The following is a 25,189-nucleotide window of genomic DNA, read 5'->3' as shown; positions in this document are numbered from 1 at the left end:
CCACAGATCACATGTTCCGGAACACGTTTGCCGGCAGCCTGGTAGGGCCAGCCGCCGGGACCTGCAAGGATGGCGGCGCGAGAAGCCCGGATCGCTCGCCGGCCCGGGATGGGATCCATGATCAGGCGCGAGCCGCCTTATCGTGAAGGAGCACTCTATGTCCGTATTGGACCGTTTCCGATTGGACGGTCGGGTCGCCGTCGTCACCGGGGCGTCCTCTGGTCTCGGGGTGGACTTCGCCCGGGGCCTGGCCGAGGCCGGCGCGGACGTGGCCCTGGGCGCCCGCCGGGTCGACCGGCTCACCGCCACCGCCGAGTTCGTGGAGAAGGAGGGCCGCCGCGCCCTGCCCGTCGCCACCGACGTCACCGACCCCGCCTCCTGCGAACACCTTGTCGCCGCCGCGATGGAGACCTTCGGCCGGGTCGACATCCTGGTCAACAACGCCGGGATCGGCACCGCCGTCCCCGCGCTCAAGGAGACCCCGCAACAGTTCCGCTCCGTCATCGACGTCAACCTGGGCGGCTGCTACTGGATGGCGCAGGCGACGGNGCGGGTCATGCGACCCGGCAGCAGCATCGTTAACATCTCCAGCGTTCTCGGTCTGACGACCGCCGGCCTGCCGCAGGCGGCCTACGCGGCGAGCAAGGCCGCACTCGTCGGCCTCACCCGCGATCTGGCCCAGCAATGGACCGGCCGACGCGGCATCCGGGTGAACGCGCTGGCGCCGGGTTTCTTCCACTCTGAGATGACCGACGCGTACCAGCCCGAGTACCTCGAGACCCAGTTGCCGAGGGTCCTCGGCGGACGCTTCGGTGAACCGGAGGAACTGACCGCNGCGCTGCTCTTCCTGGCCTCCGACGCCGGCAGTTTCGTCACCGGGCAGACCCTTGCCGTCGACGGCGGTTTCACCATCACCTGAGCCCTCCGTCCATATCGTCCGACTCGCCAGAAACGCCCGCCGATCAGGTCTCGAGCGGCATGAGTTCGGCGGCGAAGGCGTCGAAGAAATCCGGCCATCCGCCGGGTGTCGTGACCGGATGAACGACGAACTTACTCATCCCGGCGGCAAGATATTCGGCGATCAACGAACGCGCCGCGTCCCACCCGACCGGGAGGAGTCGCTCGGGGTCGACCTGCGGGTAGCGCCGCCGCAATGCGGCAAACGTCTCCGCGGGCGGCGTGGAGATGGCGATCCGCAGGAGATCAGACCCGGCGGCCGTCGATGCCGGGCACCGTCGCCAGCTCGTGGCGCAGCTCGGCCACCACCTCGGCGACCAGCGGTNCCCGCAGGACGCCGNGGTGGNCCCCGCCGATCCGGCGGATCGCGGCGGGCCCGGTCAGGACGCCCCGCCAGGCCTCGATCTCGTCGTGGTCGTCGGCGAGCCAGACCGTCGTCCGGCCATCGTAGGTGCGGGGGCGGTAGGTCATCGTCAGAATGCGCCCCTGGTTGTAGAAGACGTCGTACTGGTGCATCCCCCGGAAGCGGACCACGCCGGCGAGCGGCAGCTCGACGAGTTGGCGCAGGCGGTCGACCACCACCCGCGGGGTCAGCGTGGGCCCGTCGTCGGCGGCGAGTGGGCCGATCCCCCGACCGGCGTCGGGCGGTGTTGGGGAGTCCGGATGCGCTCCCTCCAACTGACTGGTCGGCACGATCGCCCCGGATCGGGTCAGCCGCGAGGTACCCGGCAGATAGGTGTCGATCAACGCCAGCAGGCCGACCTCGTGGCCCGCCTTCCGGAGGACCTGCGCGGCCTCGAACGCGATCAGTCCGCCGAAGGAGTGCCCGGCCAGCAGGTAGGGACCCGTCGGCTGGAGAAGACGGATCNCCCCCACGTGCCGCCGGGCGGCGGCCGACNCCGACCAGTCGGGGACGCCCCGCCGTTCCAGGGCGTGCGCCTGCATCCCGTAGACTCGCCGTTCGCCCGCGAAGTACCGGGCGAACGGGAGCAGACCGATCGCCGGCCCACCAGCCTCCGGGAAGCAGAACAACGGGGTGCCGGAACCGTCGGGCGTCAGCGGCATCACGGTGGGATGCCCGACGGACTCGCTCTGCCGGGCGGCCCACACCTCGGCGAACGCGGCGGGCGTCGGCGCCTGGGCGACCACGGAGCTCGGCAGCCGGACCCCGAACTCGTCGCACAGGGTCGCCACCAGCTCCTGGGCGGTCGCCGCATCACCGCCGAGATCGGTGAAGTCGTCATGCAGACCGACGGTCTCGAGACCGAGGACGCGGGCCCACAGCAGGGCCGCGGCCACCTGGTACGGATCGGCCGCAGACATGCCCGGCAACGACATCACCCCACAGGACTAGGCGAAGAGCACATTGAACACCACCGGTGGAGATCATCGACACGCCGACCAGGCGTTCGTGGGAACCAGTGGTCGCGGCCTGCGGCGCTGCGCCTGGTTCCGCCGGTCGGCCCGCCCCCGGCGGGAGGGCCCGTACCCCGATGGGGTGCCTGCTACCCGCCGGGGGCATTGACGGCTCGGTATCGGGCGCTCACCGTAGACGTGTGGGTGATGTGGGCAGACCGGAACGGATCGTCGAAGACGAGCCGATCAGCTTTCCCGACTCCGAGCCGCTGACCATCCCGGTCCCGGCCGCGCCGGAACCGGACCTGGAACCGGTTCCCGGGTGAGCCTGCTCGGCTGGCGGCAGTGGGCGGTGGACGCGCGCGGCCAGCTACGCCCTGCCTGGACGCCGTGGTCGCCGTTTCCACCCGGGTTGCTGCTCTGGCGCGCCGACGGCATGACCGAGGCACATTGCCTGCGCACCCGCCGGCCGGACCGGGACGTCGAGCCCGGCGAGCCCGGCGCGGGCCACGGACGGGTCCCGGACGAGCACTGCGCCTGCGGCCTGTATGCCTGGCGGGACCCGAGCATCCTGGCCGCCGCCCGCCCGCCCCGCTGGACCTCCCTGCCGTACGTCGTCGGAGTGGTCCGGCTCGGGGGGCGGGTCATCGTCGGTGAACGGGGCTATCGCGCGGAGCGCGGCTATCCCGTCGCCGTGCTTGACCGCGACGGCGTCGTCTCCGACGACTACGCCGTTGCGCGCTATCGCAGCTACGCCGCGTTGGTGGCGGAATGGGCGGATCCGAGCGCCACGCCCCGCGGCCAGGACCGGGCAGCCGGGTAGTACCGCGCGCCGCACCGGAACGGCCCGGACAGCCCAGCACCGGACAGCCCAGCACCGGGAACCGCCGGACCCGCGGGAACGAACGCGGTCCCGGAAAACCGGCGAGGGTTTCCGCAGCCGGCTGAGGAACTCTCCCCCGGCGGGTATCCCTCCCTGTGCCGTGTCGCGGGTGGACCGTCACCCCATACCGCCAAATCATCACGTTATGTAGCTACGGAGGCAATCAGGGCGACTATGGTCGTGAACGCCCCGTACATCCCGTCCGCAGGGGGCGGATCGGGGTCTACGGGCACACGAGGGGGGCCGTCGTGACGCAATCCGAAACCGCTGGGGCCGCCGAAGGCATCTCCGGTCACGGTACCGATCATGCTCCCGGCCACAGTGCACGCCCGGCGCCGGAGATCCGGTCCTGGCGGATCCAGGTTCCTCCGCCGCTGTTGGTCGCGGTGGGATACCTGGCGGTGGCCATCGGCATCTTCCACTCCGCGTGGGGGAATCTCGGGAACGTCTCCTACGGCGGCAACGACGCCATGCTGTTCGCCTGGTTCCTCGGCTGGACGCCGCACGCGCTCGCCGACGGGCTCAACCCGTTCCTGACGCACCACATCAACGCCCCCGACGGGGCCGACGTCCTGTGGAGCACACCCGTGCTCCTACTGGGCGCGCTGGCCGCACCGATCACGCTGCTGGGCGGCCCCGTGACCACGCTGACGGTGCTGCTGACTCTGGCGCCCGTGATCAGCGGATTCGCCCTGTTCTGGGTGCTGCGCCGATGGGTACGTCCGGGACCGGCGGCGCTGGCGGGCCTGCTGTACGGCTTCGGACCGCACATGATCGGCGCGTCCTACGGTCATCTGCATCTGACCTTCGCGCCGTTCCCGCCGGTTCTCCTGCTGCTCCTCGACGATCTCGTGGTCCGCGGGCGGGGGCCGCGGCGCACCGGCGTCCTGCTCGGCCTGGCGATCATCGCCCAGGCGCTGATCGGCGAGGAGCTGCTCGCCACATCCGCGCTGGCAGCCACGTTCGGCCTTGTGATCCTCGCCGTACGTCATCGCGATCGGATCCGATCGCGGCTACGACCGGCCCTGACCGGCCTCGCCACGGCCGGCGGGGTCGCCGCGGTCGCGCTCGCCTGGCCGCTGGGCACCCAGTTCCTGGGTGCCCAGCGGATCCATGGCTCGATCCAACCCGATGGAATCGCCGTGACGGATCTGCTGACCTTCGTCACGCCGACGCCCATGCAGGCCGTCGCCCCGGACGGCGCGCTGCGCCACAGCCTCGGTTTCACGGGGAACGCGGTCGAGGTCAGCGGTTACCTGGGCGCTCCACTGATCGTTCTGGTCGTCGTGGTCGTCGTCGCGACGGGCGGCGCGCGCCGGCCTCCGCCGGTCGGGGTGTTCGCTCCGCTCGGCGTGGTCATGGCCGTGCTCTCACTCGGTGGTCACCTGCATGTCGACGGCCGGGACACCGGCGTTCCCCTCCCGTGGCTGCCCCTTCAGCACGTGCCGGTACTCGGCAACGTGTTGCCCTCCCGCCTGGCGTTATACGTGATGATGTGCGCGGCCATCGTGGTGGCGACCGGGCTTGACCGGCTGGCGTCGGACCGGANGGTGCCCGCCGATCCGGACCCCGGACGGGAGATCCCCGCTCGGGTCCGGACCAGGACCGTCCGGCTGGGAGCCGGCCTGCTGACACTCGCGGCCCTGGTGGCGCTCGTCCCCGCCCCGATGCTCACCACGTCGATGACGACGCCCGCGTTCTTCACCAGTGACGGGGTGACCCTGATTCCGCAGGGTGCCACCGCACTCGTCGTCCCCTTTCCCCATCCCCAGAACGCCGAGGCCATGCTGTGGCAGGCCAGGGCGAACTTCCGGTTCGTCATCCCCGGCTGCTACTGCACCGTCCCCGGGCCCGATGGCCGGGCGGCGTTCCACAGCCCGCCGGACGCGCTGACGTCCGCCCTCATCGACATCGACAACGGCGCGACGACCGCCGCTGCCATGTCGGGATCGCCGCGGCTGCGGGCGGCCTACAAACGGCTCGCCCCGGACGCCGTCGTGCTGGGACCGGCGCGGCGGACCGCCGAGCTACGCACGCTGCTGCGCGAACTCGTCGGCGCGGCTCCCAGCCGGGTCGGCGGGGTCGACCTGTGGCTCCCAGGCCGGGAAGCCGGACGTTGGCCTCGCCACCGGTGACCCCGTGTCGTCCACCGGACAAGCCCGAAGGCCCGCCGGGAATCGCGCTCCGGAAGAGTTTCCGAGAAGCTGGCAGCGGGGCGCTTTACCACCGCACCCCCGGCTGTGAACCTGCTCTGCCGATTCCTCTACGATTTCCCGCATTCCGCGACCATGGTCGTCAATGATCCACATCCCAGAGCGGAGGATGCGCGGTGTCGACGGACCAACCGGCCGGGTCCCGGCCGGAAAGGCTGACCCGACGGCAACGCCTCACCGTGGTGATCGGTGTGGTTCTCGCCGTCGCCGTCGTCACTTTGCTCATTACCACGTCCGATCGTTCCAGGGCGGCCGCCTGGCCGCCGGCGGGCCGATCCGCCTGCACTTCGGTACAGATCTTCACTGGCAGTGTCGGGTCACCCTACAACCAGTTTGCCCGGGTACTGCGGACCCGGTTGCAAGCCGCCCCGGAACACTTCGACGTGGACGTCGTGGAAACGGCGGGTTCCACGGAGAACATCTATAACCTGGAATCACCCGACAGCCGCGTCTGCGGGTTGGCGATCGCGCAGCTCAACACGACGGTCGACGCGGCGGAGGGGGTCAACCAGTTCGATCCGAACCGCGGTGGCCACCCGGTGGCGGGTCTGCGCACCATCGGACCCGTCCATCAGGACCTGCTGCACGTGATCGTGCGCGACCCCACCAGCAGGTCGGATGACGTCGACATCACCCGCTTCGCCGATCTCTGCCACCGACCCATCGCCGCCGGCCGGTCGGGATCGGGGGTCCGGCAGATCAGCGAGGTGCTCCTGCGGGTGGCCCTGTCCGAGGACTGCCGCGGCGAACTGGACGAATCCTCCATCGACGAGGCCCTGCGCCGCCTGTCCGCCGGGAAGGTGGACGCGGTGGTCTGGGCGGGCGGAGCCGGAACCCGGCAGATCAAGAACGCCATCGCCGGTGGCGCCAGGCTGCGCCTGCTCGACCTGTCCAGCTACCAGGACGGCATCACCGCCGACTGGGACCAGTTCTACCGGTCCCGCGGGCACTTCTTCGCCGGGCCGGTCTTCGGCACCGGAAGCCTCGGACCCGACGACTACCGGGGGATCTCGCCGGTCCGGACCGTCACGATCCCCAACGGCCTGCTCGCCCATGCGGACGCCGATCCGGTGCTGGTCAGGCGGGCGACCGCCGAACTGTTCCGGGATCCGCAGGACTACGCGAAGGAGCTGTGGGGCGACAACCCCGGGGGACGGACGGTCCCGGACGCGCTGTCCGTCTACGAGGGGCCACTTTTCTGCTATATACCGCTGCATCGGGCCGCCGCGGAATACTACGTTCAGAGATTCCGACGGCCACCGGGCTGTGGTGCGACGTGACAGCGCCACCAACGTGACAGCGCCACCAACGTGACAGCGCCACCAACGTGACAGCGCCACCAAAGGCAGTGCCGCCGGGGACAGGGACGCTCGAGGACCAGCCGTGCTACGACCACTGAACGACACCGACCCGCGGGTGATGGGGCCCTATCGCCTGCACAATCGCATCGGCGCCGGCGGCATGGGCGTTGTTTACCTGGGATTCGGACCGGACGACCAGCCCGTCGCGGTGAAGGTGCCGCACGAGGTGCATGCCAGTGACCCCGAGTTCCGTGCCCGCTTCCGTTCCGAGGTCTCGGCTGCCCGGCATGTGCGAGCCGACACCGTCGCCCGGGTGATCAGGGCCGAGGTGGACGGGCCGAAGCCCTGGCTCGCGACCGAATACGTGGCGGGCCCCACCCTGCGCGCCGCCGTCCAGGAGGGCGGCCCGCTCACGGGCCGCCCTCTGGATGGGCTCGCGATCGGTCTCGCCGCGGCCCTCGAGGCGATCCACGCCGCCAGCGTGGTGCATCGCGACCTCAAACCGGCGAACATCGTGATGTCCTGGGCCGGTCCCAAGGTCATCGACTTCGGGGTGGCCCGGTCGGCCGACTACACCGGCTACACCCAGGCGGGCGAACTCGTCGGGACCGTGGTCTGGATGGCCCCCGAGCAGATCAACGGCCAGCAGGCGGGATCGGCCGCGGACGTCTTCGCCTGGGGATGCTGCGTGGTCTTCGCCGCGACCGGGCGGCGGCCCTTCCGCGGCGAGGCGCCGGAGATCGTGGCGCTGCACATCAGCTCGACCGAGCCGGAGCTCGACGGCGTGCCCGAGCGGCTGCTCGGTCCCGTTCGTCAGGCCCTGACGAAGAACCCCGGGCACCGGCCCTCCGCCGGCGAGCTCGTCCGCCTGCTCACCCAGCGGCTCTCCCCCGAGGAGACGGCCGACGCCAGCAACGACGTCCCCCCGGTCACGGGTGCGGAACCGAACCGCGAGCAGACCCGGCCGACCCCGAATCCCGGCCCGCCGGCAACCCCTCCCCCCACACCCTCACCCGTCCCGACGCCGTCATTCCCCGCAGTCGGGCCCGCGCATCCGTCACGGCCATCCCCGTCCTCGTCACGGCCATCGGTCCTGACCGCGCTGCTCGCCCTGACCGGTCTGGCCGCCACGGTCGGGGTCTGGGCCGCCGAAACCGAGCGGACCGGCCATGCCGTCGTGGGGCCGGTGGCCGCCGCGATAATCGGCCTCATCTGCGGGCAAATGATCTTCCTGAGCGACCGGCGGATCGGTGTCCTGACGACCGTGGCCGCGGCGGTGAGCGGGTCGGGGATCGGTCTGCTGCTCGCGCGCGTCCTGGATGTTGACGAGCCGAATCGCGTGCTGCTGTCGGTCGCCGGCGCCCTGATCGTCGCCACGGCCTTCGCGGGCGCCATGGCGCCGTCCCGGCCGGCCCCGGGGGATCGGCCTGGAACCGACGGACCGGGTGAGCCGGTGGGGTCACACCGGCTCCTGGAACCGACCCACCCGGTATCCCGTACGAACACCGGTGGGGAAGCCGGCACGGACGCCGCCGGGGCGACCCTGCGCCTGCACGGCGCCGCGGCCCCCGGCCAGCACCTCGTGCCGGAACGCCCCGACCCGTCCTGACCGACCCAACCCCGGCCCAGCCCGGGGTCACCCGACCCGACCCCGGCGAGCGGGCTGCTCGGCAGCGTCTCGATATTTCCGTCCACCTGGGAAGCTGTCCTGCGACAATGGAGGAAGCCAAGGGGGTGTCGTGGCTACCGTTCCGGTAGGCAACCGTATGGTGGCGGGCCGATACCGACTCGTCGCGCGGCTGGGTGCGGGTGCGATGGGGACGGTGTGGCGTGCCTTCGACTCCGTACTGGAGACCGAGGCGGCCCTCAAGGAGATCGAGTTCGCCGGCGGAGTCGCCGAGGCCGAACGCGCAGACCGGGTCGAACGCGCCCTGCGGGAGGCGCGCCATGCGGCCAAGCTTCGCGGCCATCCGCATGTCGTCACCATCCTCGACGTGCTCCTGGAAAACGGCCTGCCCTGGATCGTAATGGAGCTCGTGCCGTCCCGGTCCCTGTTCGAGGTGGTCCGGTCCGACGGGCCCCTGCCCGTTGCCGAGGTCGCCCGGATCGGGACCGCGGTGCTCGATGCCCTCGTCGCGGCACGGGCGCATGGCATCGTTCACCGTGACGTCAAGCCGTCGAACGTCCTGATCGGGACCGATGGACGGGTCGTGCTCACCGACTTCGGCATCGCCACCGGCGACGGCGACCCGACCCTCACCGTCACCGGTGTCCTCGGGACCCCCCTCTACATGGCGCCGGAGCGGCTGAACAACCAGCCCGCCACCTTCGAGGCGGACCTGTTCAGCCTGGGCGGCACGCTGTACTTCGCCGTCGAGGGCCGGCCGCCGTTCGAGCGGGACACGTTCGGCGCGATGCTCGCGGCCATCCTGCTGCAGCCGCCCGCCCAGGCGCACCGGGCCGGCGAGCTGGCCGCGGTGCTCGACGGCCTGTTGGAGAAGGACCCCGGCCGGCGGATGACCCCGGCCCGGGCGCACGAGCTGCTCGCCCGGGCGGCCCAGGCCGATCCGCCGCGTCGGGCGGCCCACGTTGACGAGCTGTCCTGGCATCCAGGGCCCACCGCCAGAGCGGCGCCCAGCCAGGTGCCCGGCCAGGCGCCCAGCGGACACGTCGATCCCGGCGCGCCGCAGACCGGCCGTCCTGCCGCCCCGACGGAGCTCACCGCGGTGGAGCAGGACGGCGCGGTCCTGCTCCGATGGGAACCATCGACCACGCAGGGCGCCTCCTACCGGGTGTCGCGTGTTCTTGTCGACCCCACGGCCCCCGGCGGCCGCCGCGAACGCAGCCTGGGCATCACCACGGCCACCGAGCTGTTCGACGCCGGCGTGCCCAGGGGCGTCCCGCACTGGCACGAGGTGGTCACCACGGTGTCCGGCGAATCCGGCCAGCTGCGGTCCGTACCGGTCCGCACCCCGACCCGCACGCTCTTCCCGCCCGTCACGGCGCTGCGGGCGAGCATGATCGACGACGCGGTCGCGCTGTCCTGGCGACCGGTTCCGGGGCAGGGCTGCATCGTCATCGAACGGACCTTCGCCGAGACCTCCCCGCTGTCGGGCGCGAAGCGCCGGTTCCGCGGATCCGACGGCTATTTCCTCGACCAGGACACCGCGCCCGGCGCGATCTACCGCTACCAGGTGTGGGTCGCCGNAGCGGACGCCTCGGATAGTCTCGTCGCCCCGTCGGGTGCCGCGGAGGTACTGGTGCGGGTCGTCGCACGGCCGCGCGCGGTGGTGGATCTGGAGGCCCGTTCCACCCTGGGCGGCACCGTCCTGCGCTGGACGACCGTGCCCGGAGCGATCGTGCGGATCTACGTGACCGAGGTTCCCGAGCAGGCCGGGCTGGTCGGTACCGGCCCGTTCGGCCCGGCCGACCACGAGGTGGGCGTGGGGTCGCTGGAGGGCCGGGCCCGTCTTGTCGGGGAGAGCCGCCGCGGACGTCTCGTCGACCGCAATCCCGCCGGCGTGGTGGTGTACACGCCGGTCACCATCACCGAGGACCGCGCGGTGATCGGCGCGGCCGTCACCCATCACGCTCCGTAAACAGGCCCCGGTCGTGACCTGAACGCCCATCCCGAGCGGAGTGGCCGCGGGTCCGGATGCCAGCATGGGTCACCGTGGAAAGTCCAGACAACATCGCCGACAGCACCGGCACAATCGACAGCATCGGCACCACCGGCCCGACCGACCGCACCAGTCCGAGCCACACCGGCCCAAGCCACACCGGCCCAAGCCACACCGGCCCAAGCCACACCGGCCCAAGCCACACCGGCCCAAGCCACACCGGCCCAAGCCACACCGATCAGGACGGTTCCGCGCCGCTGCCGGCCTACGGCTACCGTGACATCGACCCGGACACGGCCCGCCGGGCGAGCCGCTTCTACTGGGACGATGCCGCGGCGGACTACCAGTCGGAGCACGGCGCGTTCCTCGGCGACAGCGACTTCTGCTGGTGCCCGGAGGGACTGCGGGAGTCCGAGATCGGGTTGCTCGGCGACGTCGCCGGCAAGGTGGTCCTGGAAGTCGGCTGCGGCGGCGCGCAGTGCGCCCGCTGGCTGCGCGGGCAGGGCGCCCGGGTGGTGGGATTCGACCTGTCCGGCGGACAGCTGGACCAGGCCCGCGCGCTCGGGATCCGCACCGGTATCGATGTGCCGCTCGTCCAGGCGGACGCCACGGCGCTCCCGTTCGCGGCCGCCAGCGTGGACGTGGCCTGCTCGGCGTTCGGCGCGGTCCCGTTCGTCGCCGACAGTGGCACCGTGATGCGGGAGATCGCCCGGGTGCTGCGGCCGGGCGGCCGCTGGGTGTTCTCCACGACCCATCCGTTCGTCTGGTGCCTGCCGGATGACCCGGACGAGAACGGCCTGCGGGTCTTCCACAGCTACTTCGACCGACGCGCCTACACCGAGCATGACGAGCAGGGCAGCGCGATCTACACCGAGACGCACCGCACAATGGGCGACCGGGTCCGCGAGATCGTCGCCGCGGGATTGATCCTGCTCGACGTCATCGAGCCGGAATGGCCTCCTGGCCAGGAGCGGGCCTGGGGGCAATGGGGACCGATCCGGGGCGGATACGTCCCCTCCACCTCGATCTTCGTAACCCAGCTCCCTTCCGGGGCCTCGGGTGCCGATCAGCATGGATGCGGCGCGTACCAGGCCACCGACTCAACGCCGCGACGGGCTGACACACTATGCGAACAACGCCCCAGGGTGCGGTGAGACGGCCCGATCCCCCCCGTTATGGTGAGCCCCGGATTCGCCGTTAGGGGCAGACCGTGTATCACGCTCACTCCACACCCGGAGATGCCACGTTCAGGCGACGCGGCAATCCGGCCGTCCGCACGTGCGCGGGCGTGGTCATGACAGCGGCGCTGGGGCTCGTGGCCGGGTGCTCCTCCAGCGGCGGCGACACCGCCTCGTTCACTCCGGCGCCACGGGCTACCCGGATCGCGCCTGCCGTCGCGGCTGATCCGTTGCCACCGTTGAGCAAGTTCATCACCCAGCCGGACGGCAGCCAGGTGACGACGGTCAGCGCTGACTACCTGTTCGACTCGAACAGCAGTGAGCTCCGGAGGGAGGCCGTGACCGCGTTGGGGCAGATTCTGCCGTCGATCCGTGAACACCCCGGCCACATCGCGGTCATCGGGTACAGCGATGGGCTGGGTCGGACCGAGGACAACCTGCGGCTGTCGCAGGATCGCGCCAAGGCGGTCGAGTCGTGGCTTGCTACTCAGGGCATCCCCGGCTCGGTGCTGGAGGTCGAGGGCAAGGGCGAGGAAGGCGCGCAGGACGGCGTCGCCGACGCGAGCCGGCGCCGAGTGGAGATCGTGCTGCGATGACGAGCAATGTTCCCGTCGCTGTTCCCGTCGCTGTTCCCGTCGCTCCCACGGTGGCGGCCGAGGATGCCACCGAGGACGATCTGATGGTTGCCGGGCCGCGGCGACGGGCCCGGCGCAGGCGGCTCGCCGGTCTGGTCGCGGCGACGCTGCTCGCGACGCCGATGCTCACCGCCTGCAACACCGGCGGTCTGCTGGGCAGGGCCGACGCCTCCGCTCCGTTGGACTGCACCCGATACCAGGAGAAGGCCCCGGACAACGGCGCACCCCNGCTACTGATCCTTCTCGACCTGTCCGACAACTCGCCCGAGACGGCCGGGCGGGTGACCGCCCGGACCCAGCCCTATCTCGACACCGCGCTGAAGAACGGCGAGTACATCCGGCTGGTCGCCAGCGGCGGCGGCCCGATGACCTACTCGGACTGCTTCCACGGTGACCGGATGTTCCAGATCACTCGGAACAACGACCGACGCGAGGAGAAGGACCGGCTCGCCGCGTCGAAGGTGCTCAGTCAGGAGATCGACCACATCGTCCAAACCGAGCGGGTCAGCCCGAAGGGCAGCGTGACGGGCCTGCTCGCCGGCATCAACGACGAGATCAACGCCGTCCGTTCCACGCCCGATGTGAAGGTCAACGAGGTGACCGTGCTGGTCTGGACGGACCTCCTGGGGACCGGCCAGGAGTCCGACTGCCTCAACGTCGACGGTAAGAAGGCCTCCGTGTCGATCGCCGAGGCACTGGTCAAACGGTGCTTCGAGACGCGGCAGATCACCTCCGTCGGAAACGACAGGGTGCGTTTCATCGGCGTCAACGAGGGATCAGCGGACCGCCCGCAGCAGGACCTCGCCCGTTACCTCAAGGGCGAGCTGTGCCGACGGATCAGCAGTGACTGCAGCTAGGACGGCCCCGCCCCGGCCGGACACCCGGCGTCATCATCCTCATGCCCCCGACCAGCCCGGCCCCATCGAAAGCGGCACTGCACTGACCACTCTCACCGCCACCTCAAGTCCGGCCGCGACCGTCGCCGGAGCACCCGAGATCCCGGAACACCCCGTCCGCATCCGCCGCGGCGCGCACCACGCCGACACGTCCGAGCCACTGATGATCGCGACAGCACCGGTGGAAACCCACGCAAGGAGGCGACCCATGGGTGTTCTTCACGAGCCCGAGGAGCAGCATTTCAGCCCGGCCCTCATGCGCTCGACGGTCGTGATCACCAGCTGTCTGCTCATGCTCGCGGTGCTGGAGATCTGGGTCTGGCTGACCCTGTCGTCGCCGTTCGCGAAGGTCTCCGTCACCGGCTCGATGATCGTGACCGCGCTCAGCTTCTTCATCACCGGGAACACCTTCCGACTGCGCGACATCCGCCGCCGTGTGGGCAACCAGGCCCGGGCCGGCCGGATCGCCCCGATCGACGCGCTGTCCAGGCTGCCGCCGCGGGAGACCATCCAGCGACGGTTCCTGCTGGGGGCCGTCGGTGCGGTCGTCGGGGTCGGCACGCTCGTACTGACCATGGTCTTCTCCGGTGACGAGGCCCAGGGTGCGCGCGAGGCGATGGTCGCCTCGGTGCTCGGCATCGTCTGCGCCATGCTCTGCTTCGTCGGCGGCACCTTCGCCCGTCCGATCGACTGACCGGCCGACCACGCCAACCACACCGACCAGCAGCCGACGAGGCCGACAGCTCCGTGGAACCTCTCGTCGAATGTCCCGTCGAACCCGTCCGGTCGAACCCGGAAGGACCGAGATCGGAAAGTAGGAACCTCCAAGGTGCTGCGTAGGGGAAACCAGCCAGGGCGTCTGGCCAAGCAGCTCATCCGCCGGGTGGGAGACGCCGACATTGCGCTGGCGGGCGCCGAGACCCGCCCGAAGGTCCTCAAGAGCCTCGAGGACGCGGAGGTCCAGGAGGTCCGCGCCGCGGTCCGGGCCGACGGACGGACCCTGGAAGAGCTGATCGCCGAGCTCCGGATGGAGATCGACTCCCGGGCCGAACGCCGAGAGCGGCGGACCGAGCTGATCAAGAACAAGGTCGAGCAGGGCCGGCTGTGGCGCAGCGTCGGGGTGCAGGAACGCATCCCGCAGATGGCACTGGCGGGCCCGGCCCGGGCCGCGGNGCTGACGGTGCTCGCGGCGCTGGACTTCTACGTCTTCGCCCAGTCCTACGCCGTCCTCGCCGACGTCGGCGGGTACGGGCCCGAATGGNGGNTGGGCGGCCTGCTGGGGGNCGCCGTGTTCATCGCCGGGGNGGCGCTCGCCCACGGCATCAAGGCGTCGATCCTCGCACGGGCCCAGAAGCAGATGCTCGCCGACGCCGACGCGGGCCGGTTCAAGATCGATCCGGAGATCCGCGAGCAGCTGGTGGAGTCGAAGTCGTCGCCGCTGGCCTTGACCCTCACCACCGCGATCTTCCTGCTGCTGTCCATCGCCGGAGTGCTGGTGCGCACCCAGGGATCGGCCAGCGAGAGCACCGGCGGCGCGGTGATCGTGTTCCAGGCGTTGATCCCGCTGGTCGCCGTCGCGGTCGAGCTCTACCTGCACGNCCCGACGGAACGGGACGAGCCGATGCCCAACATCGTCGACCGTCGGCTCGAACGGCGGCTGGCCAAGGCCGAACGGCGGCTGCGCATCGTCGCGGCCCAGGTCGAGGCGAAGGTCTCCAGGATCGAGAAGCTCTACCGGGTCGAGGAGGCCATCCTTGACGTGGAGCAGAAGGACATGGGCCTGCGGCACACCACCGACCTCGTCCTCGGCGGTGGCCACATCCCGACCGTCCCGACGAACGGCCGGGTCGCCGAGGTGGACCGCGAGCAGTTGGAGAAGACCCTCAAGATGGCCCGTCGATCCTGATCCGGCTGACGGGTACCGATCCGGCTGACGGGTACCATATGAGACCGCCATCGAAGAGCACGCCGCCCGCGTGCCGGCCCCACAACCGGGGGTGACAATATTCCCATGCTTTCGGATGACGGCCTTTCGGATGACGGCCTTTCGGATGACGACGTAGACGAGATCGTCTTCAAGGCCGCGGGAAACGGCGACCATCGCGGCGCGGCGGCCACTCTGGAGGCCCTGGCCGAACGGAGCGAGACGCACAGCGAACGCGTCACCCGGGCATCCCTGCTGGTCGACGCGGGCAGCCAGTACGGGCTCGCGGACGACTGGGACGAGGCGATCCGCTGCTACCGGGCGGCGGTGGCGGACGGCGGCAAGTGCCCGGTCGATCCCCGCGTCTGGCTGCATGACGGCCTGCTGCGCAACGGTCAGCAGGACGACGCGGCCGCGCTGCGGGCCGAGCTGAAGGCGTCCCGGTCGGTCGATCCGGGCGTCTACGAGGCCGTGGCCGAGAGCCTGGAGTCAATCGGTCTGCTCACCGACGCCCACGCCTGGTTCACCATGGGCTACCACCGCTGCGAGCACGCCACGGTCCCCGACTTCATGCTCGATCTCCTGCTGGTCGGCCGGCGGCGGGTGCGCGTCGCCCTCGGTTATCCGACGGACGATCTCGACGAGGTGGCCGAGGACTACATGGAGACGGTCGGCGGCTGATGGCCCCCGGGGTGCCCGGGGAAGAGCGCGGCCGGATGCTTCGTTATAACCAGCCGTGAGCCCGGCCCGACCTGTCCCCCTGTCCGTGTTGGATCTCGTCCCGGTGGGCACCGGCGTCCCCGCCACCGACGCGGTCCACGGGACACTCGAACTCGCCCGACATGCCGAAAGGCTCGGATACACCCGATACTGGTTGGCCGAGCATCATGGCATCCCGGGGATCGCAAGCTCGGCGACCTCGATCCTCATCGGTCAGGTCGCCGCGGCCACCACCACCCTCAGGGTGGGGTCCGGTGGGGTGATGCTGCCCAACCATGCGCCACTCGCCATCGCCGAACAGTTCGGCACGTTGGGCACCCTCTTCCCGGGACGGATCGATCTGGGTGTCGGCCGTGCTCCCGGCACCGATCCCGCGACCGCCCGGGCTCTACGCCGCACCAGCGATCTGTCAGCCATCGACGACTTCCCCGAGCAGCTCGCCGAACTGACGACCTTTCTGGCCGGGGGGAATTTCCCCGACTCGCACCCGAGGCGCGGCGTCACCGCGTTCCCGCGGGCCGAGGTACCGCCCATCTGGTTGCTGGGATCGAGTGGCTACAGCGCCCAGGTGGCCGGCATGCTCGGCCTGCCGTTCGCGTTCGCGCACCATTTCAGCTCGGTGAACACGGTGCCGGCGTTGGAGCTCTACCGGAAGTCCTTCCGTCCCTCGCCCGGCCGGGAACGACCGTATGCGATCGTCGCCGCCGCGGTGCTCTGTGCCGCCGACGACGAGCACGCGCAGTGGCTGGCCGGACCGCAGCGGCTGGCGATGCTGCGGCTGCGTAGCGGCCGCCCCGGGGTGTTCCCTTCGCCCGAGGAGGCCGCCGCCTACCCGTGGACCTCGCGGGAGCGGTCGATCGCGGAGGCCGCCACCGCCTCGCACATCGTCGGCTCCCCGGTGACGGTTCGCGCGGGGATCGACGCGCTGCTCGACGAGACGGGTGCCGACGAGGTCATGGTCGTCACCAACGTCACCCGGCTGGCGGACCGGATCCGCTCCTACGAGCTGGTGGCCGAACTCGGCGGACTGACATCGACGGGTCCGGCGGCCGCGAGCGGCCGGGGCGCAGTACCCGTTCGGTGATCCGCGCGACCAGTCCGCGCGGCAGCAGCCGGGAGGCGTTGGAGGTCAGGTAGTTCAGCCGTCCGTCGATGACGTACGGCTGGCCGCGGTCGAGGGCACGGAACGCGGTGGCGATCACCTCGTCCGTGGTCCGCAACCGGCCACCGGCGGACATCCGGGTTCCCAGCACCTCGAAGAACTCGGTGTCGGTCGGTCCGGGGCATAACGCGAGGACGCGCACCCCCCGCCGGCGGTACTCGGCCCACAGGCCGATCGAGAACGACAGGACGAAGGCCTTCGAGGCCCCGTAGACGGTCATGTACGGGACGGCCTGGAAACCCGAGGTGGAGGAGACGTTGATGACCGTGCCGCGGCCCCGGGCCACCATGCCCGGCAGGAACAGGTGCGCGACCCGTTCGACAGCCACCACGTTCAGCATCACCTCACGGTGATCCCGGTCGGCGGACAGCTCGTGGTAGGGACCGCGTGTCCCGAACCCGGCGTTGTTGACGAGGATGTCGACCTCCAGGCCCGCTTCGGCGACCGCCTCGGCGAGGCGGTCCGGACCACGCTCGTCGGCGAGGTCGACCGCGATGACGTGCGCCTCGGTGCCGTACCGGGCGCCGAGGCGCTCCGCGACCATCCACAGCCTCGGCTCGGACGGCGCCACGAGGACGAGCCGGGCTCCACGGTCCGCGTATGCCTCGGCGAACGCCGCGCCGATGCCCGAGGATGCGCCGGTGATGAGAGCGGTGCTCATCCGAAGATCCGGGTCGGCGGTCATGCTCCTCCTGCTCAGCCGGGGTTCCGCACGGGCGTCCGCGCCGGGCGCGCCGGGCACGCCACAGGGCGATGTCAGGAAACGCCATCATCGAACACCCGGAAGGAGGAGCACTCACCCGGCACTAGGCGGATTTTCCCTTAGGCGACAGATCGCTCACGCCAAGCATCGACAACCCGGCGAAAATTACTACGGAAAGTCACCATCGCCGTCAGAGTCCCTCACCCGCTCCGCTCGACTCACCCACGAAGAATGACTCCGATGCGCGTCTAATCAACTACAATTTCGCCGCTACCCGGCAACCGCGGCAGGAGGATCGTGTCCCTACGTAGTCGAATGCCGCGACATCCCGGCGCACTCGTCCTCGTCCTCCTCGCCATGAGTGCTGTTCTTGTCGCGACCCTCGGTCACGAACACCGCGGCCGCGACGGCAGCAGCGCGGCCGGGCCCAGTAGCCCGGACAGACCAGGGCCCACCAGCGCGGCCAGCCTTCCCGGCCCACCCGGCGCCCATGCACCACCCGGCGCCCATGCACCACACGATGAAGGGGATCCGCGGCCCGGCCCCTGGGGCCGGGCGCTGGCGGCGGGAATCCGACCCGTCCCGGCGACCCAGCCGGGCAAGCTGCGCTTTGGTCTCGGGCCGGCGCTCGACAGCGCCCTCGCCTCGCCGCTCGCCGGGAACCTGGACTTTCTCACCACCTGGTACAACGGCCCGGGCGACCTGAGCTTTCTACGGAAGTGGCGGGCGGACCTGATTCCCGAGGTCTACCGTTCCGGCCACGGCATTCATCTCGTCGTCTGGCTCGACGGCACCGGCAGCGTGGGGACCTTCCAGACCTCCCATGGCCCCGCCTGCGGCCGGGAGTACCCGTTGTCCGGCGCCTTTCTCACCGACGCCCGCNAGCTCGCCTCGATCTTCGCCGGACCCGCGAACGGCCCGGCGCTCTACGTCACGCTCTTCACCGAACTGCAGACATATCCGTGCCAGTCCAACGAGTGGGCCGCCACACCCGAGACCACGAACTACTACCGGGCTCTGCAGGACCGCTATCTGGCGACCCAGGAGATCTTCCATGCCGGGGCGCCCAACGCCCGGGTGTCGCTGGGCTGGGGCGGTTGGCAGAGCCGCTGGGACGATCCGGTGAAGGGCGGCGGCCGCTCTCTGATCACACACTTCGCGGACGTGCTGCGGGCGTCGGACTTCCAGAGCTTCCAGGCGATGGGGAACGATTCCAACGCCGCCGACGTGCGGAACATGACGAAGCTGCTGGGACAGTACGGCCCGGTCATGGTGGCGCATTTCAAGTCGGGGTCGCAGGCGGCCTGGGACGCGGACATGCACGCCCTGCTCGCCGGTGACGAGGTGCGCAAGCTCAGCCTGGACGGGCTGTTCGCCTTCAGTTTCATGGACCAGTCCAACATCAACTTCTCACCGCAGGCGCTGGCCACCGCCCGGGGGGCGGTGCAGAGCCACGGCGTCCGGTCCTCGTACTAACTGATCTCCTAGAACGATCAGTTAGTACGCGTGCGGAGAGGGTAGTCGGTTAGGACTACGAGGCAGCCGTGGCCCGCGCCCGCCGCACGCGATGATCACGCAATGATGAGGAGGAGGCCGCGCGGATGCGTCTGCCCGCAGCCCGGACCGTCCTGCGCGTGCCGAGCGCCCTCCTGGGGGCGGTGGCCCAGCCGGTTCTCGCCCATACGGTTCTTGCCCATACCCGGACCGGGTGGAGTCCGGATTCAAAGCCCGGTTCCCTCGCACCCGGGCCCCCCACGCCCCGCGGCGTCGATCGCGACGGCGCCGATCGCGACGGCGCCGATCGCGAGATCGCCGGCTCCACGGCGGCCGGCGAACCGCGGGGGAGGGCCGACGCCCACCACCTTCTCAGTCTCGGGATCCGGGGGATCTCCGGGCCTGCCGGCGAATCCCGTCGCCGGCAGCTGGAACGAGTACTGGAGAATCAGCCCGGGGTGGCGTGGGCCCGGGTCAACGAGCCGTTGCAATGTGTCCTGATCGGGCTCGCCGAACCGCCCCCCACCCTCGATGACCTGGTCGCGGCCCTCGGCCGGGTGGAGGGCGTCGCGCTCGAACCGAAGCCGGGAGCGGTGGCGAGGTTCGCGGCGCCGGTCCGCCGGACGGCCGCGGCACTGGCGGCCGACGGGGTCGCGTTCGCGCTGGCGTCGGCGGGCCGGCTCGCCCGGGCGGTGCCACTGCCCATCGAGATCGCATCGCTGGTCACCCTCGTCGACACCCAACCCCGGCTGCGCCGGTGGGTGGAGCAGATGCTCGGCGCGGGCCGGGCCGACGTCGTCCTCGGGCTGGTCAACGCCGGTGCCCTCGCCCTGGCGCAGGGGAATCTCGGTCTCGCGGTCGACGCCGGCTACCGGATGGTCGCGCTGGGCGAGGCGCGTGCGCGCCGGGACGCCTTCATGGCGGCTCGGGACGGGCTGCTCGGTCATCCGGACTGGGCCGCGGCCGAGCCGGTGGTGACCGAACGGCCGCGACCGCTGCCGGACGGTCCGGTGGAGCGCTACGCCGACCTCGCCGTGCTCGGCGGGCTCGGCGGGTTCGCGGCCGCCACCGCCGCCACCGGGAATCCGCGCCGTGCCGTGGCGCTGGCCGCCACCTCGCTGCCACGCCCGGCCCGGGTCGGGCGGGAGGGCTTCGCCGCCCAGTTGACCCGCGTCCTGGCGCGCCGCGGCGTCCACGTCATGGATTCGGCGGCCCTGCGGGTGCTCGACCGCGTCGACACCATCGTCATCGACGCCGACGTCCTGCGCGGAGAGGAACGCATAATCGCCGACGTCGTGCCGCTGGCCGGTGCGAACCGCAGCGACGTCGCGGTCCGCGCGCACGCCCTGTTCCGTCCGGCCGGTATCAGCGCCGTCGCCACCGCGGAGGGCTGGGCCCTCGGGCCGGTGGAACAGCTCGGCCTGCGCGGCCGGACCGGTGTCCGGGAGCGCCGCGAACTGGCCCGGTCCGGGGCGGACACGGTGCTCGGTCTGGCTCAGGGCAGCAGGCTGATGGCCATCGTGTCGGTCGAACCCGGGCGAGCGGAGGGGAGCCNCCNCCTGCTGGCCGCCTGCCGCCGTTCCGGGCGGGCGGTGTTCATCGCCGGTGACCCTCCCGCCGGCGCCGGCGGAACAGTGGAGGACACCAACAACCTTCCCGGGGTACCCGGGGGGGACCGGTTGGTCGGGACGATCCGCGGTCTGCAGGCCGAGCGCGGCGGCGTCCTGGTCGTGTCCCGCCGACGGGCCGCGGTCGGCACCGCGGACTGCGGCGTCGGCGTGAACGGCCACGACGGCTCGCCGGCCTGGGGGGCGCACATCCTGGTTGGGAATGACCTGGCCGCCGCCAGCCTCGTGATCGAGGCGGTCGCCGCGGCCGCCCAGGTGAGCCGGCACGCGGTGCGGCTCGCCCAGGNGGGCTCGGGNGCCGGTGCGTTGGCCATGCTCACCGGGGCCGACCCGCGGCTGGTCTCCCGGGCCATGACAATGGTCACCGCGGCGGTCACCGCCGCCCTCGGCGAGGGGATCTGGGCGGCGCGGGAACTGGGTCGCCGCCCCCCGCCGCCCGCAGTCCCCCGTACCCCGTGGCACATCCTGCCGGCCGAGGACTGCCTGGCTCTGCTGGACAACAGCCGCCCGGGTGGGCTGTCCACCGAGGAGGCGGCGCGACGCCGCCAGGACGGCGCGGTGTCGATGCAGGCGACCGCGCCCAGCCTCGTCCGGGCGTTCGCGGCCGAACTGGCCAACCCGCTCACCCCCGTCCTCCTCGGCGGCGCCGCGCTGTCGGCCGCGACCGGTTCCGTGCTGGACGCCGGTCTGGTGCTCAGCGTCGCGATCGGCTCGGCGTTCGCCGGCGCGGTCCAGCAGATACGGGCGGACCGGGCACTCGCCCGACTGTTCGCCGTCTCGGCGGTTCCGGCCCGGGNGCTGCGGGNCGGCGAGGAGACCAAGCTGCCGGCGGACGACCTGGTCCCGGGCGACATCATCATGGTCGGGGCCGGGGATGTCGTCCCCGCGGACTGCCGGCTCCTGTCGACGACGGGGCTCGACGTCGACGAGTCGTCGCTGACCGGCGAGTCCATGCCGGTCACGAAATCGCCCGGACCGGTGGCAGCCGCCAACCTGGCAGACCGCTCCTCGATGATCTACGAAGGAACGACCGTCGCCGGCGGGCGGGGCGCCGGCGTGGTGGTGGCCNCCGGCNCGGCCNCCGNGGNGGGGCGCAGCATGGCCGCGACCGCCGGTCCCGCCCGGCTCAGCGGCGTCGAGGCGCGACTGTCCACAATCACCGATCTCACCATTCCGGTGGCGCTCGCCGCCGCCGGGGCACTGTTGGCCTCCGGGTTGATCCGTGGCCTGCCGATCCGGGACACGCTCAGCGCCGGGGTGGCGCTCGCCGTCGCGGCGGTGCCCGAAGGGCTGCCCTTCCTCGCGACCGCCGCCCAGCTTTCCGCCGCCCGACGGCTCTCGGCACGGGGCGCGCTGGTACGCAACCCCCGCACCATCGAGACCCTCGGCCGGGTGGACGTGCTGGGTTTCGACAAGACCGGAACGCTCACCGAGGGCAGGATCCGCCTGCACGCCGTCTCGGACGGCACGCACACCGCCGCGGTGACCGAGTTCGGAGCGACGCATCGGCGGGTGCTGGCCGCCGGGCTACGCGCCACGCCGCGCGGCAAAGGAAAGAAGAAGTTGCCGCATCCGACCGATCGCGCGGTGCAGAAGGGAGCGGCCGCGGCGGCGGTGACCCGCGAGTACGGTCTCGCCGTGTGGTCGCCGACGGCCTCGCTTCCCTTCGAGCCGGGCCGCGGCTACCACGCGGCAGTGGGGGATGCCGGCACGACCACGGTGCTGAGCGTCAAAGGGGCGCCCGAGGTGCTGCTGCCACGGTGCGCCCGCATCCGGACCGCCGACGGAACGGCACCGCTGAACGACCGCCGGCGGGCGAGGCTCATCCAGGAGCACAGCCGGCTCGCGGGCGCGGGCTACCGCGTCCTCGCGGTGGCCGATCGCGACCTGGGGTCCGCGCCCCGACCGGCGGACGAGGAACTCACCGATGACAGCGTGGCCGAGTTGGCCTTCCTCGGCTTCCTCGTCCTGTCCGACCCGGTCCGGACCACGGCCGGGGCGTCGCTGGAGGCGCTGCGCGCCGCGGGCGTGCAGGTGCTGATGATGACCGGAGACCATCCGGCCACCGCCAGGACGATCGCCACCGAACTGGGAGTGCTCACCGACGACCAGATCATGCTGACGGGTGTCGAGCTCGAAGCCATGGACGACGAGGCCCTGGACGCGGTCCTGCCCAGGGTGGCCGTGATCGCCCGGAGCACTCCGCTGCATAAGGTGCGGGTCGTGGAGGCCTACCAGCGGCTGGGCAAGACGGTGGCGATGACCGGCGACGGCGCCAACGACGCGCCCGCCATCCGGCTCGCCGACGTCGGCCTCGCGCTGGGCCGGCGTGGCACGCCGGCGGCCCGGGCCGCCGCCGACGTGATCGTGACGGACGACCAGCTGAACACGATCATCGACGTGCTCGTCGAGGGCCGTTCGATGTGGGCCTCGGTCCGCCAGGCCCTGGGCATCTTCGTGGGCGGGAACCTCGGCGAGATCGCGTTCACTCTCCTCGGCTCCATGGCCACCGGGCGGTCGCCACTGTCCGCGCGGCAACTGCTGCTCGTCAACCTGCTCACCGATCTCGCCCCGGCCCTGGCCGTCGCGCTGCGCGAGCCGGATCCGGAGGCGACCGGACAGCTCCTCAGCGAGGGCCCGGAGCGCTCCCTCGGTACCGCCCTGAACCGGGAGATCGCGGTGCGGGCGGTCGCCACGACCCTCGCCGCCACGGGTGCCTGGATCATCGCCCGCCTCACCGGGCGCCGACGGCACGCGAACACGGTCGGCCTCGCCGCGCTCGTCGGCTCGCAACTGGGCCAGACGCTGCTCGTCGGCGGCCGCAGCCGGACGGTCCTGCTGAGCATCGCCGCCTCGGCGGTCGTCCTGGCCGCCATCGTGCAGATGCCAGGCGTCAGCCAGTTCTTCGGTTGCACCCCGCTCGGTCCGGCGGGCTGGTCGATCGCGATCGGCGCGTCGCTGGCGGGGACGTTGCTCTCCTTCCTCCTCCAAGCCTCCGCCGGGCTGCAGTCCGCCGCAGGACACCTTTGGGTACGTGCGAGGTGAGTTGCGAGGTGAGTGGGGTAGGTGCCCGCACAGAAGCGGCCATGATATCGCGATTGAGGAATCTGATATTGAACCTGTGAGGTGACGCCGGTGGCCGACATCCTCGTACGTGACGTGCCGACGCGGTTCTCCCCAAGCTCGACGCTGCCTCCGCCCGAGCCGGAATCTCGCGTGTCGAGTATCCGCGCCGCACGCTTGCCGCCGCAGCCGGCCATCACCGGGCCCCGAGCGTCCCCGATCCGCTGATCGCAGCGACAGCGGAAGCCGCCGGCCTCGGTCGCTCCACTCGACCTGACCGCGTTCCTGGCGGGGATTGGAGAGCTGGGGCGGCCCTGGGCGCCAACGCATACTCGACCGTTACGTGATGGTACAGTCGCAACCGTGCGGGATGTGGCTACTTCGCCGCAGATAGCCGCGATCGACCCGCATCGACGCGTGTTCGCGCTGGCGAACGGGACCCGTCCGCGGATCCCAGCGGCAGCCTGCTCGTGTTCGTCCAGGTTAGCGACCTGCGCCACTCTGCCGAGGAGCGTCCAAGCAGTGACGGCAAAGCAGAACCTGGCCATCGCCTGTGCCGACCATCTGCTAGGCGGAAGTCCGCGTACCCACCTGCCCCACCTGCCCCAGCTCGCCGGCCGCGGCGCACTGGTCACCGGTGCCTCCAGCGGGATCGGGCGCGCCGTCGCCCTTCGGTTGGCGCGGGCCGGCGCATTTGTCATCGCGACCGGTCGCGATGAGGAGGTGCTGGCGAGGATGGTCAAGGAGGCCGACGAGGTCGGTCTGACCATCCATCACCAGGCTGCGGACATCACCGATCCCGCGGACCGCGGCTGTCTGGTCGACATGGTCCGTGATCAGCCCACGGACCTGAAGATCCTGGTGCACTCGGCAGGGGCCTACCACCGCGGCGCGATCGCCGACGCCCCACTGACCGACCTTGACGAACAGCTGGACATCANTGTACGCGCGCCCTATGTGCTCACCCAGATGCTGATTCCGGACCTCGTCCGGACCGGTGGCGACGTGGTGTTCATCAACTCCACCCAGGGCTTGTCCGCCGGCGCCGGCGTCGGCCAGTACGCCGCGGCCAAGCACGCCCTGCGGGCGATCGCCGACAGCCTGCGGGCGGAGGTCTCGGCTGCCGGGGTGCGGGTGTGCACGGTCTTCCCGGGCCGCACGGCGACCCCCATGCAGCAAAAAATCTTCCAGGCCGAGGGGCGGGCGTGGAATGCCGACCTGCTCATCGCGCCCGACGACATCGCCGACGTCGTGACCGGGGCAGTGGCACTTCCCGACCGCGCGAGTATCACCGAGATCGTGATACGCCCCACCTATGGACCCGGACCAGTGGACTCGTTCGTAGCTCGTCCGCAGACGGGCTAGACCTCACAACGCTGTGCGGCGACTGCCGCCCAGGTCCCAGGTTCGCCCGCTACAGATCTTGAATGGTCGGGGTCTGTTTGATCACATCCGG

The 25,189-nt window shown here is 71.2% G+C and carries 20 protein-coding genes and 1 pseudogene; 18 read left to right on the top strand and 3 right to left on the bottom strand.

Annotation, left to right across the window (positions count from 1 at the left end; translation table 11 throughout):
• Nucleotides 1–157: 157 nt before the first annotated feature.
• A complete protein-coding gene (locus ALLO2_RS17660; RefSeq protein ID WP_035733551.1) occupies nt 158–919 on the top strand; it encodes an SDR family NAD(P)-dependent oxidoreductase in 762 nt (253 codons plus the stop codon).
• 43 nt (nt 920–962) lie between these two features.
• Here the strand turns inward: ALLO2_RS17660 and ALLO2_RS17655 are convergent, their stop codons facing one another.
• Both ALLO2_RS17655 and ALLO2_RS17650 read right to left on the bottom strand, forming a co-directional pair.
• Nucleotides 963–1,154, bottom strand: coding sequence for a hypothetical protein (locus tag ALLO2_RS17655; protein ID WP_011434831.1), 192 nt, complete (start codon nt 1,152–1,154; stop codon nt 963–965).
• A 49-nt stretch (nt 1,155–1,203) separates the two neighbouring features.
• Entirely contained in the window at nt 1,204–2,280 is a 1,077-nt protein-coding gene (locus tag ALLO2_RS17650; RefSeq protein ID WP_232235170.1) for a thioesterase domain-containing protein, read from the bottom strand.
• 233 nt (nt 2,281–2,513) lie between these two features.
• Here ALLO2_RS17650 and ALLO2_RS27840 point away from each other — a divergent pair, with 233 nt between their 5' ends.
• The 13 genes from ALLO2_RS27840 (at nt 2,514) to ALLO2_RS17590 (ending at nt 16,767) form a co-directional block, all read left to right on the top strand.
• Nucleotides 2,514–2,639 (top strand): hypothetical protein, encoded by a 126-nt coding sequence (locus ALLO2_RS27840; RefSeq protein ID WP_255361215.1) that lies wholly within the window; start codon nt 2,514–2,516, stop codon nt 2,637–2,639.
• Nucleotides 2,636–3,136, top strand: a complete 501-nt coding sequence (locus ALLO2_RS17645) for a hypothetical protein (protein ID WP_011434828.1) — start codon at nt 2,636–2,638, stop codon at nt 3,134–3,136. Before ALLO2_RS27840 ends, ALLO2_RS17645 begins: the two co-directional genes overlap by 4 nt.
• A gap of 308 nt (nt 3,137–3,444) precedes the next feature.
• A complete protein-coding gene (locus ALLO2_RS17640) occupies nt 3,445–5,331 on the top strand; it encodes a hypothetical protein (protein WP_232235169.1) in 1,887 nt (628 codons plus the stop codon).
• 194 nt (nt 5,332–5,525) lie between these two features.
• Nucleotides 5,526–6,689, top strand: a complete 1,164-nt coding sequence (locus ALLO2_RS17635; RefSeq protein WP_011434826.1) for a TAXI family TRAP transporter solute-binding subunit — start codon at nt 5,526–5,528, stop codon at nt 6,687–6,689.
• Between the two features lie 103 nt (nt 6,690–6,792).
• A complete protein-coding gene (locus ALLO2_RS17630; protein WP_011434825.1) occupies nt 6,793–8,319 on the top strand; it encodes a serine/threonine-protein kinase in 1,527 nt (508 codons plus the stop codon).
• A 130-nt stretch (nt 8,320–8,449) separates the two neighbouring features.
• Nucleotides 8,450–10,309, top strand: coding sequence for a serine/threonine-protein kinase (locus tag ALLO2_RS17625; protein ID WP_035733548.1), 1,860 nt, complete (start codon nt 8,450–8,452; stop codon nt 10,307–10,309).
• Nucleotides 10,310–10,383: 74 nt separating this feature from the next.
• Nucleotides 10,384–11,484 carry a methyltransferase domain-containing protein gene (locus ALLO2_RS17620; RefSeq protein ID WP_369808177.1) on the top strand — a complete coding sequence of 367 codons (1,101 nt, stop codon included), beginning with the start codon at nt 10,384–10,386 and terminating at the stop codon, nt 11,482–11,484.
• A gap of 140 nt (nt 11,485–11,624) precedes the next feature.
• Entirely contained in the window at nt 11,625–12,104 is a 480-nt protein-coding gene (locus tag ALLO2_RS17615; RefSeq protein WP_232235168.1) for an OmpA family protein, read from the top strand.
• Nucleotides 12,101–13,000, top strand: a complete 900-nt coding sequence (locus ALLO2_RS17610) for a hypothetical protein (RefSeq protein WP_035733547.1) — start codon at nt 12,101–12,103, stop codon at nt 12,998–13,000. Before ALLO2_RS17615 ends, ALLO2_RS17610 begins: the two co-directional genes overlap by 4 nt.
• Nucleotides 13,001–13,247: 247 nt before the next feature.
• The gene (locus tag ALLO2_RS17605; protein WP_011434820.1) at nt 13,248–13,733 is read left to right on the top strand and encodes a hypothetical protein; all 486 of its coding nucleotides are present in this window, start codon (nt 13,248–13,250) and stop codon (nt 13,731–13,733) included.
• A gap of 135 nt (nt 13,734–13,868) precedes the next feature.
• Nucleotides 13,869–14,945, top strand: coding sequence for a hypothetical protein (locus ALLO2_RS17600; protein ID WP_035733546.1), 1,077 nt, complete (start codon nt 13,869–13,871; stop codon nt 14,943–14,945).
• 105 nt (nt 14,946–15,050) lie between these two features.
• Entirely contained in the window at nt 15,051–15,644 is a 594-nt protein-coding gene (locus ALLO2_RS17595) for a hypothetical protein (protein ID WP_023840855.1), read from the top strand.
• Nucleotides 15,645–15,699: 55 nt separating this feature from the next.
• Nucleotides 15,700–16,767: an LLM class flavin-dependent oxidoreductase gene (locus tag ALLO2_RS17590; RefSeq protein ID WP_011434817.1), complete on the top strand. Its 1,068-nt coding sequence runs from the start codon at nt 15,700–15,702 to the stop codon at nt 16,765–16,767.
• Here ALLO2_RS17590 and ALLO2_RS17585 read toward each other — a convergent pair.
• Nucleotides 16,655–17,530 (bottom strand): SDR family oxidoreductase, encoded by an 876-nt coding sequence (locus ALLO2_RS17585; RefSeq protein WP_011434816.1) that lies wholly within the window; start codon nt 17,528–17,530, stop codon nt 16,655–16,657. The genes ALLO2_RS17590 and ALLO2_RS17585 overlap by 113 nt on opposite strands.
• A gap of 315 nt (nt 17,531–17,845) precedes the next feature.
• On the opposite strand from ALLO2_RS17585, the gene ALLO2_RS17580 reads away from it, so the two are divergent.
• From ALLO2_RS17580 to ALLO2_RS17570, 4 genes and pseudogenes are all read left to right on the top strand, one after another.
• Entirely contained in the window at nt 17,846–19,024 is a 1,179-nt protein-coding gene (locus tag ALLO2_RS17580) for a hypothetical protein (RefSeq protein WP_232235166.1), read from the top strand.
• A 125-nt stretch (nt 19,025–19,149) separates the two neighbouring features.
• Nucleotides 19,150–23,715, top strand: coding sequence for a cation-translocating P-type ATPase (locus ALLO2_RS17575; RefSeq protein ID WP_035733542.1), 4,566 nt, complete (start codon nt 19,150–19,152; stop codon nt 23,713–23,715).
• Nucleotides 23,716–23,903: 188 nt separating this feature from the next.
• Nucleotides 23,904–23,990: pseudogene (locus ALLO2_RS28355) on the top strand (VapC toxin family PIN domain ribonuclease); the annotation flags it as partial.
• A gap of 265 nt (nt 23,991–24,255) precedes the next feature.
• Nucleotides 24,256–25,098 (top strand): SDR family oxidoreductase, encoded by an 843-nt coding sequence (locus tag ALLO2_RS17570; protein ID WP_232235165.1) that lies wholly within the window; start codon nt 24,256–24,258, stop codon nt 25,096–25,098.
• Nucleotides 25,099–25,189 lie beyond the last annotated feature (91 nt).

This window comes from Frankia sp. Allo2 (genome assembly GCF_000733325.1).
In the GTDB taxonomy this organism is placed as follows: Bacteria; Actinomycetota; Actinomycetes; order Frankiales; family Frankiaceae; genus Frankia; species Frankia casuarinae.
Note: the sequence above shows the minus strand (reverse complement) of the source record. Positions and strands in the feature narration are given on the sequence as shown.

Excerpts from the sequence above, each read along its gene's own strand:
- ALLO2_RS17595 (WP_023840855.1), top strand. The coding sequence starts at position 15,051 with ATGCTTTCGGATGACGGCCTTTCGGATGACGGCCTTTCGGATGACGAC.
- ALLO2_RS17585 (WP_011434816.1), bottom strand. The coding sequence starts at position 17,530 with ATGACCGCCGACCCGGATCTTCGGATGAGCACCGCTCTCATCACCGGC.
- ALLO2_RS17615 (WP_232235168.1), top strand. The coding sequence starts at position 11,625 with ATGACAGCGGCGCTGGGGCTCGTGGCCGGGTGCTCCTCCAGCGGCGGC.
- ALLO2_RS17605 (WP_011434820.1), top strand. The coding sequence starts at position 13,248 with ATGGGTGTTCTTCACGAGCCCGAGGAGCAGCATTTCAGCCCGGCCCTC.